Genomic DNA, 7,204 nt, shown 5'->3' with positions numbered 1-7,204 from the left:
TGATCAGATTGGCGGGGTTTGGGGCAGAGCTCCCAAGGGGAAGCACGCAACAGGAACTCTGACTACGCAAGCCGGGAACGGCACGGACTCGCAACCGGAACACGCCCAACGCAAGGCGACCACCCACCAAAGCCGCGTCTCAGCCAGCACGTCCCGGTCAATTGGTCTAAACCTTGACACCCACCACCCAGGCTGAAACCGTGAACCCTTCGCCGCCACCACAAGGTCCCCCCTTGCCCTGGAGGATTGGCGTGAACACGAAAAGAGTGCGCACAGCACTCACGGCGCTGATGATCGCCGGATCAGGAGTGCTGGTGACCGGACCATCCGCAAACTCCGCACCAGCAACCCCCGCGACCCCCGCCACCGCAAACGCCGCAGCAGCCGCGACCAGTCTCCAAGAGCTGGTCCCCCAACCGGTCCAAATCCAGCCCCACACGGACATAGTCTTCAACCTGACCGCAACCGCCAAGATCCAGATCGCCACCGACTCCGCCAGGAAGCCAGCCGAACTCCTGGCCGGAATCCTCCGCCCCTCCACAGGCTTCCCACTCCCCGTGGAAACCGGCGTAACCGGCGACGGCATAGTCCTGCTCAACAACGCCGACCCCAAGGTCGGCCAAGAGGGCTACCAGCTAGACGTCACCCCAAAACAGGTGATCATCCGAGCCAACAGCGCGCAAGGCCACTTCAACGGCATCTCCACCCTGCGCCAGCTCCTCCCGGCGAAGACCGAAGCCAAGACGAAGCAGTCAGGTCCGTGGACCGTGCCAGGCGCGAGCATCCTCGACTACCCGCGCTACCAGCACCGCGGCGCCATGCTCGACGTCGCGCGGCACTTCTTCACGCCGGACCAGGTCAAGCGCTACATCGACCAGATCGCGGCGTTCAAGATCAACTACTTCCACCTCCACCTGAGCGACGACCAGGGCTGGCGGCTGGAGATCAAGAGCTGGCCGGAGCTGACGAAGATCGGTGGCAGCACCGAGGTCGGCGGGCGCAAGGGCAACCTGTTCTACACGCAGGACCAGTACAAGGACCTGGTCGCGTACGCGCAGAACAGGGGCATCACGGTCATTCCCGAGTTCGACATGCCCGGCCACACCAACGCGGCGCTGGCGAGCTACGGCGAGCTGAACTGCGACGGCAAGAAGCGGCCGCTCTACACCGGGACCGAGGTCGGGTTCTCGAGCCTGTGCATCAGCAAGGACATCACGTACAAGTTCGTCGAGGACGTGGTCAGGGAGGTCAGTGCCATCACGCCTGGCCCGTACTTCCACATCGGCGGCGACGAGGCGCTCAGCACGCCGGACGCGGACTTCGTCAAGTTCATGAACCGAGTGCTGCCGATCGTCAAGAAGTACGGGAAGATCACGACCGGCTGGCACGAGTTCATCAAGACCACCACGGACACCGCGCCGGTGCCGCAGTTCTGGGGCACCGAGACCTCCGACGCCAACGTGGCCGCCGCGGCGAAGCGCGGGAACAAGATCCTCATGTCGCCGGCCAACAAGATCTACCTCGACATGAAGTACAACAAGAACACCAAGCTCGGGCAGGACTGGGCCGGGCTCGTCGAAGTCAAGACGGCTTACGGCTGGAACCCCGGCGCGTACCTCAACGGCGTCACAGAAGCCAACGTCCGGGGCGTTGAGGCTCCACTGTGGACGGAGACCATCAAGACGTCCGCCGACATCGAGTACATGGCGTTCCCGAGGCTGCCGGTGGCCGCCGAGCTCGGCTGGGCGACCGCCGCGACCCAGAACTGGGACAAGTTCGCACCCCGGCTCGGTGCGCAGGCACCGCGCTGGAAGGTTCAGGGCATCAACTACTACGCATCCACTCAGGTGCCCTGGAAGAAGTAGGCCTCAGAAGTAGCCCTGCCCGCGGTCGAAGTAGCTGACCAGCAGGTGCTTCACGCGGCGGTACTCGGCGAGCACTGCGGTGTTCGCCGGGTACGCGTAGTAGTTGTTGACCCACACGCGTTCGGCGGTGAGCTCGGCGCCGATGGTGTGCGCCAGCGCGACATCGCGGCACCACAGGCCGGCGCCGCGCTGGTGAGCGGTCTCGTTGGCGATCTTCACGGCGTCGTCGCGGTCGTCGAAGCGAGTCACGGAGACGATCGGGCCGAGGACGTCGTCGGCGAACACGGCGGAGCGGTGGTCGCCTTCGAAGATCGTGGGCTGGACGTAGTGGCCGGAGGCCTCGCCGCCGGTCACCAGCCGCGCGCCCTCCGCCTTGCCACGCTGAACATAGGAAAGCACCCGGTCGCGCTGCTCCAGCGACACCACCGCGCCGACCATCGTGTCGGTGTCGAGCGGGTCACCCAGCCGCAGCTGCTGCGCGCGTACCGTGGCCAGGTTCAGCAGGTCCTCGTACACGGCGGTCTGGATCAGCGCGCGCGACGGCGCGACCGTGGTCTGGCCCTGGTTGGCCGCGAACATCGCGAAGCCTTCCAGCGCCTTGTCCAGGAAGCTGTCGCGGGAAGCCGTGACATCGGAGAAGAAGATGTTCGGGCAGCGGCGCGCGACGACGCGGTGGTCGTCGGAGCCGGTGACCACGTTCAGCACGCCGGGCGGCAGCAGGTCGGCGATCACGCCGAGCAGGACGTGGATCGACGCGGGTGTCTGCAGCGCGGGCTCGAGCACCACGGCGTTGCCGGCGGCCAGGGCCGGTGCCAGCACGCGGCCGGCGTTCATCAGCGGGAACGTCCACGCCAGCCGTTCGTGCACGACGCCGAGCGGCTGGAACGAGCGGTAGTCGCAGGTGTCGCGGCCCAGCTGCTCGACCTGGCCGACCTCGGTGCGGATGACGGCGGCGAACTGGCGGAACTGCTCGATCAGCAACGGGATGTCGGCGACCAGGGCCTCGCGGACCGGCTTGCCGTTGTCCCACGTCTCGGCGACCGCGAGCTCGGTCGCGTGCTCCTCCACCCGGTCGGCGATCTCGCACAGGACCGTGGCGCGCTCTCGTGGCGTGGTGCGCCCCCACGCGCGTGCGGCGCCACTGGCCGCGTGCAGGGCCCGCGCGCGGTCGGCGTCGGTGCCGCGCGCGACCTCCGTGAAGGCCTCGCCGGTCACCGGCGTGACGTTCTCGACGTACTCACCGGACACGGGCGGCACGTAGTCGCCGCCGATGAAGTGGTCGTACCTCGGCCGGTACGCGACCACGCTGCCGGGCTGACCCGGCGCCGCGTACTGCGTCATTTTCTGCTCCCGCTGACGAACGTGGGTGAGGGAAATGAGAAAGTAGGCCGCAGAACGTTGCATGCTCGTTGCAAGCCGTGGATGGATCAGTGACCCACGACCCCGGGCAACACGCGCTGTTGCTGAGTCGAGTCAGAGACGCCGTGTTGAGTGGTACTCGCACGGTGGATTCGCCACGCTCAGTGATTTCCGCGTCGTGGCAACGGTCACTCGCCGCCAACGTCGACCCGGACCTGCACACCGCACCGACGGTGTTCGCCCAGGACGAGCTCCCCGACCTGCGCGAACGGCACCCGCTGCACCCGAGCCTGCCCTTGCTCCGAGAAACCTTGCTGGGCTTCGCGGAGGAGTCCAAGCACATCATGATCGTCGCGGACGCGCAGGGCCACATCCTCTGGTGCGAGGGCGACCACCACACCCGCACCAGCGCGGAAGACGTCGGCCTGGCCGAAGGAACCCGCTGGTCGGAGGACGCGGCCGGCACGAACGGGATGGGCACCGCGCTGGCGGTCAACTCACCCGTCACGGTGCACTCGGCCGAGCACCTCGTGCGGACCTACCACCACTGGACGTGCGCGGCGAGCCCGATCCGCGACCCCGACAGCGGCTCCACGATCGGCGTCGTCGACCTGAGCGGCCCGATCGAGACCGTCCATCCCTCGATGGTGGCCTTGGTGTCGGCGTCGGCGAGGCTCGCCGAGTCCGAGATGTTCGCCAGGATGCACGCCCAGGACGAGGAGCTGCGCGCACGCAACATGCGCCACCTGATCGCGCTGCGAGGTGAACCGGGCGCCCTGCTCAGCCCCACCGGCAGGGTCGTCGCGGTCGAGCCATACGGGCTGCTGCCGTCCCGCGTCGACGTCGGAAGCGACCGCGTCCGGCTCCCGGACGGCCGCGAGGCGGTGCTGGAAACCCTCGCCCAGGGCTACCTGCTCCGCGTCCCGAGACAGCGGCACGTGCGCAGATCGGTGCTGTCGCTGTCGTTCCTGCTGCCCGAGCCGAAGGTCGTGCTGGACGGCCGCGAGGTGCCGATCTCGCTGCGACACGCCGAGATCCTGTGCGCGCTGGCGTTGCACGGCAGGCTGTCCGCCGACCAGCTCGCGTTGCGTCTCTACGGCGAGCGCGGCAACCCCACGACCGTGCGCGCCGAACTCCACCGGCTGCGCGCCCAGCTCGGCACCGATGTGCTCGCGACCAGGCCTTACCGGCTCACCGCCGACGTCGAGGCCGACTTCCTCGCCGTGCGGGCCGCGCTCAAGGCCGGCGACGTGCCGCTCGCCGCGAGCCGATACCGCGGCTCGCTGCTCCGCCGCTCCGAAGCCCCCGTCGTGCTGGCCGAGCGGGACGACCTCGCGACCGGCATGCGCAAGGCCGTGCTGTCCCGCGGCGACGCGAACGCGATCTGGACGTTCACCCAGACCGACTCGGGCGAACACGACGCCGAAGCCCTGGAACAGCTGGTCAGGCTGCTTCCGGTGGACGACGTCCGCCGCGCCATCGGCTCCGCGCGACTCAGGAGACTCAGTCAGGACGATTGACAAGAGTCTCGCCAACTGAATATCTTCCCAACTAAGAGACTTAGTTGAGGGGGAATCATGCGCGTACTCATCATCGGAGCGGGGACCGGTGGCCTGGCCTTGGCGCACGGGCTGAGGAAGGCCGGCGTGGACGTGGCGCTGTTCGAACGCGACCGCACGCCGCGCAGCATGTTGATCGGCTACCGGGTCGGGATCAGCCAGGACGGCAGCAAAGCCCTCCACAGCTGCTTACCGCCGGACGTGTTCGCCGAGTTCGTCCGCACCACCGCTCGCCCGGCCGTGCGGATCAACATGCGCACCGAGAAGTACGGGGAACTGCTGGTCGGCGAGATCCCGCAGGGCTCGGACCCGGCCCACAGCGAGCAGTCGGTCAGCCGCATCGCGATGCGCACGGCGTTGCTCAACGGCCTGGACGACGTCGTCCGCTTCGACAAGACCTTCACGCACTTCAGCCGCAACGACGACGGCTCGGTCACCGCGTTCTTCGACGACGGCACCTCCGAGACCGGCGACGTGCTGGTCGGCGCGGACGGCGCCCAGTCCAAGGTGCGCAGGCAGTACCTGCCGCACGCCAAGATCGCCGACACCGGCATCACCACCATCGCGGGCAAGCTGCCGCTCACCCCCGAACACGCGAAGCTGCTGCCACCGCAGGCCGACGGCGCCGTCACGCTGCTGTACGGCCCCAAGGGCGCGTTCGTGATCATCCACGTGATGCGCTTCGACGGCGAAGGTGTCGAGGACGACTACATCATGTGGGGCTACGCCGCCTCGCACGACAAGTTCCCGGACCTGAAGAGCATGACCCAGGAGCAGCTCAAGCAGGTCGTCCTGAGCATGACCCCGAAGTTCCACCCGAACCTGCGCGAGCTGTTCAAGCTGGCCGACCCGGAGACGGTGTTCGAGATCAAGGTCCGCACCTCGGAACCGCTGCAGCCGTGGGAGGCGAGCAACGTCACGCTGATCGGCGACGCGGTGCACCTCATGACACCGGGCCGCGGCATCGGCGCGAACACCGCGCTCAGGGACGCCGAACTGCTCACCCGCAAGCTCAGCGAGGCCCAAGACCCCGTCCAGGCGATCTCCGAGTACGAGCGGGAGATGGTCAAATACGGCTTCGAGGCCGTCCTGGCGTCGCGCGAGCAGATGGACGGCAACGGCGCGATCCACAAGCCGGTGATCGGCCGGGTCGTGCTCGCGTTCCTGCGGACGTTCCTGCGCGTCACCAACGCCGTCCCCGCGCTGAAGCGAAAAATGCTGGCCCGGGACGCGGCGCACCGTGATCACGTAAATTCGGCTGATGAGGTTGTTCACGCCCGGTGAGGTGGTCGTGCGGCGCGAGGTGCTGCACGGCAAGGTCTGGTCGGAGATGCCGACCAGGGTGGTCGTCGACGAGCCGGGCCTGCTCGCGGTGTTCGTGGAACCCGGCACCCGGCTCACCTACCCCGACCACCACCACCCGCACCCGTGGGACAAGCCCGAACGCGGCTTCTGGCGCGGGCACGGCAAGCTCATGCTGCACCGCCCGGACGACGCCTACTCGGTCGACCTGTTCTGGAAGGGCGACGACCGCGTCTTCGGCAACTACTACCTGAACCTGCAGGCGCCCTATCGCCGCGTCGACGACGGTTTCGAGACCCTCGACCACGCGCTGGACTACACGATGGCGCCCGACGGCACCTGGGAGCAGCGCGACCTCGACGAGTTCGAGGACCAGGTCGCGTCCGGCAAGTACTCCGCCGAGGAAGCCGAGGCGATTCGCGCCGAGGGCGTGAAGATCGAGAAGATGCTGGCGTCCGGCGACATCTGGTGGGACACGGCCTGGGCGGACTGGACGCCTTGAAAGTCCGCCCGCTCACGTTCGACACGCTCGTCTTCGAGATCGCCGGCCGGATCAACGCCCTGAACGGCCGGGTGCGAGTTCTGATCGACGGCGCACCGGCCGCGGAACCGGGCAAGCTCGCGGACGCCGTCGTGGAACCGTTGCGCGCCTTGGGCCGCGCGGTACAACGGGTGTCCACTGAGGACTTCCTGCGCCCGGCGTCGGTGCGGCTGGAACACGGCCGCACCGATTCCTACTCGTACCGCCACGACTGGTTCGACATCAACGGCCTGCAACGCGAGGTGCTCGACCCGGCACTCGACGGCAAAGTCCTGCCGTCGCTCTGGAACGCCGCCACCGACCGGGCCAGCCGCGCCGAGTACGTGGACGTCCCGGAGAACGGCGTGGTGATCGTCGACGGCACGCTGCTGCTGGACCGCTGGCTCCCGGCCGAGCTGACCGTCCACCTCTGGCTCTCCCCCGCCGCGCTGAAGCGCAAGACCACCGAGCAGTGGACGCTGCCGGCGTTCGACGACTACGAACCCCAGGCCGACCTCCTCGTGCGCTACGACCACCCGGAACGACCAGGTCTGGTCGAGTCGTGAACCACTCCTGCGCCTGCGGACATAAGCGGGGCA

General features: G+C 67.9%; 6 protein-coding genes. 5 read left to right on the top strand and 1 reads right to left on the bottom strand.

What is annotated here, in order from left to right; all coding sequences use genetic code 11:
- Positions 1 to 290: 290 nt before the first annotated feature.
- The gene (locus tag AB0M24_RS16065) at positions 291 to 1,865 is read left to right on the top strand and encodes a beta-N-acetylhexosaminidase (protein ID WP_363767130.1); all 1,575 of its coding nucleotides are present in this window, start codon (positions 291 to 293) and stop codon (positions 1,863 to 1,865) included.
- A gap of 3 nt (positions 1,866 to 1,868) precedes the next feature.
- On the opposite strand, the gene AB0M24_RS16060 is transcribed toward AB0M24_RS16065, so the two are convergent.
- Positions 1,869 to 3,206: an aldehyde dehydrogenase family protein gene (locus tag AB0M24_RS16060; protein WP_363767062.1), complete on the bottom strand. Its 1,338-nt coding sequence runs from the start codon at positions 3,204 to 3,206 to the stop codon at positions 1,869 to 1,871.
- A gap of 182 nt (positions 3,207 to 3,388) precedes the next feature.
- Here AB0M24_RS16060 and AB0M24_RS16055 point away from each other — a divergent pair, with 182 nt between their 5' ends.
- The 4 genes from AB0M24_RS16055 to AB0M24_RS16040 are packed head-to-tail and all read left to right on the top strand — an operon-like array spanning position 3,389 to position 7,171.
- The gene (locus AB0M24_RS16055; protein ID WP_363767059.1) at positions 3,389 to 4,744 is read left to right on the top strand and encodes a GAF domain-containing protein; all 1,356 of its coding nucleotides are present in this window, start codon (positions 3,389 to 3,391) and stop codon (positions 4,742 to 4,744) included.
- A 57-nt stretch (positions 4,745 to 4,801) separates the two neighbouring features.
- Complete coding sequence (locus tag AB0M24_RS16050; protein WP_363767056.1) at positions 4,802 to 6,067, top strand: NAD(P)/FAD-dependent oxidoreductase; 1,266 nt, start codon at positions 4,802 to 4,804, stop codon at positions 6,065 to 6,067.
- Positions 6,045 to 6,587, top strand: coding sequence for a DUF402 domain-containing protein (locus AB0M24_RS16045; protein WP_363767053.1), 543 nt, complete (start codon positions 6,045 to 6,047; stop codon positions 6,585 to 6,587). Before AB0M24_RS16050 ends, AB0M24_RS16045 begins: the two co-directional genes overlap by 23 nt.
- Positions 6,584 to 7,171 (top strand): uridine kinase, encoded by a 588-nt coding sequence (locus tag AB0M24_RS16040; RefSeq protein WP_363767127.1) that lies wholly within the window; start codon positions 6,584 to 6,586, stop codon positions 7,169 to 7,171. The genes AB0M24_RS16045 and AB0M24_RS16040 overlap by 4 nt, the downstream gene beginning before the upstream one ends.
- Positions 7,172 to 7,204 lie beyond the last annotated feature (33 nt).

The sequence above is a fragment of the Lentzea sp. NPDC051838 genome, assembly GCF_040681245.1.
Taxonomy (GTDB): Bacteria; Actinomycetota; Actinomycetes; order Mycobacteriales; family Pseudonocardiaceae; genus Lentzea.
The sequence above is the reverse complement of the archived record's forward strand: the minus strand, read 5'-3'. Positions and strand labels throughout refer to the sequence as shown.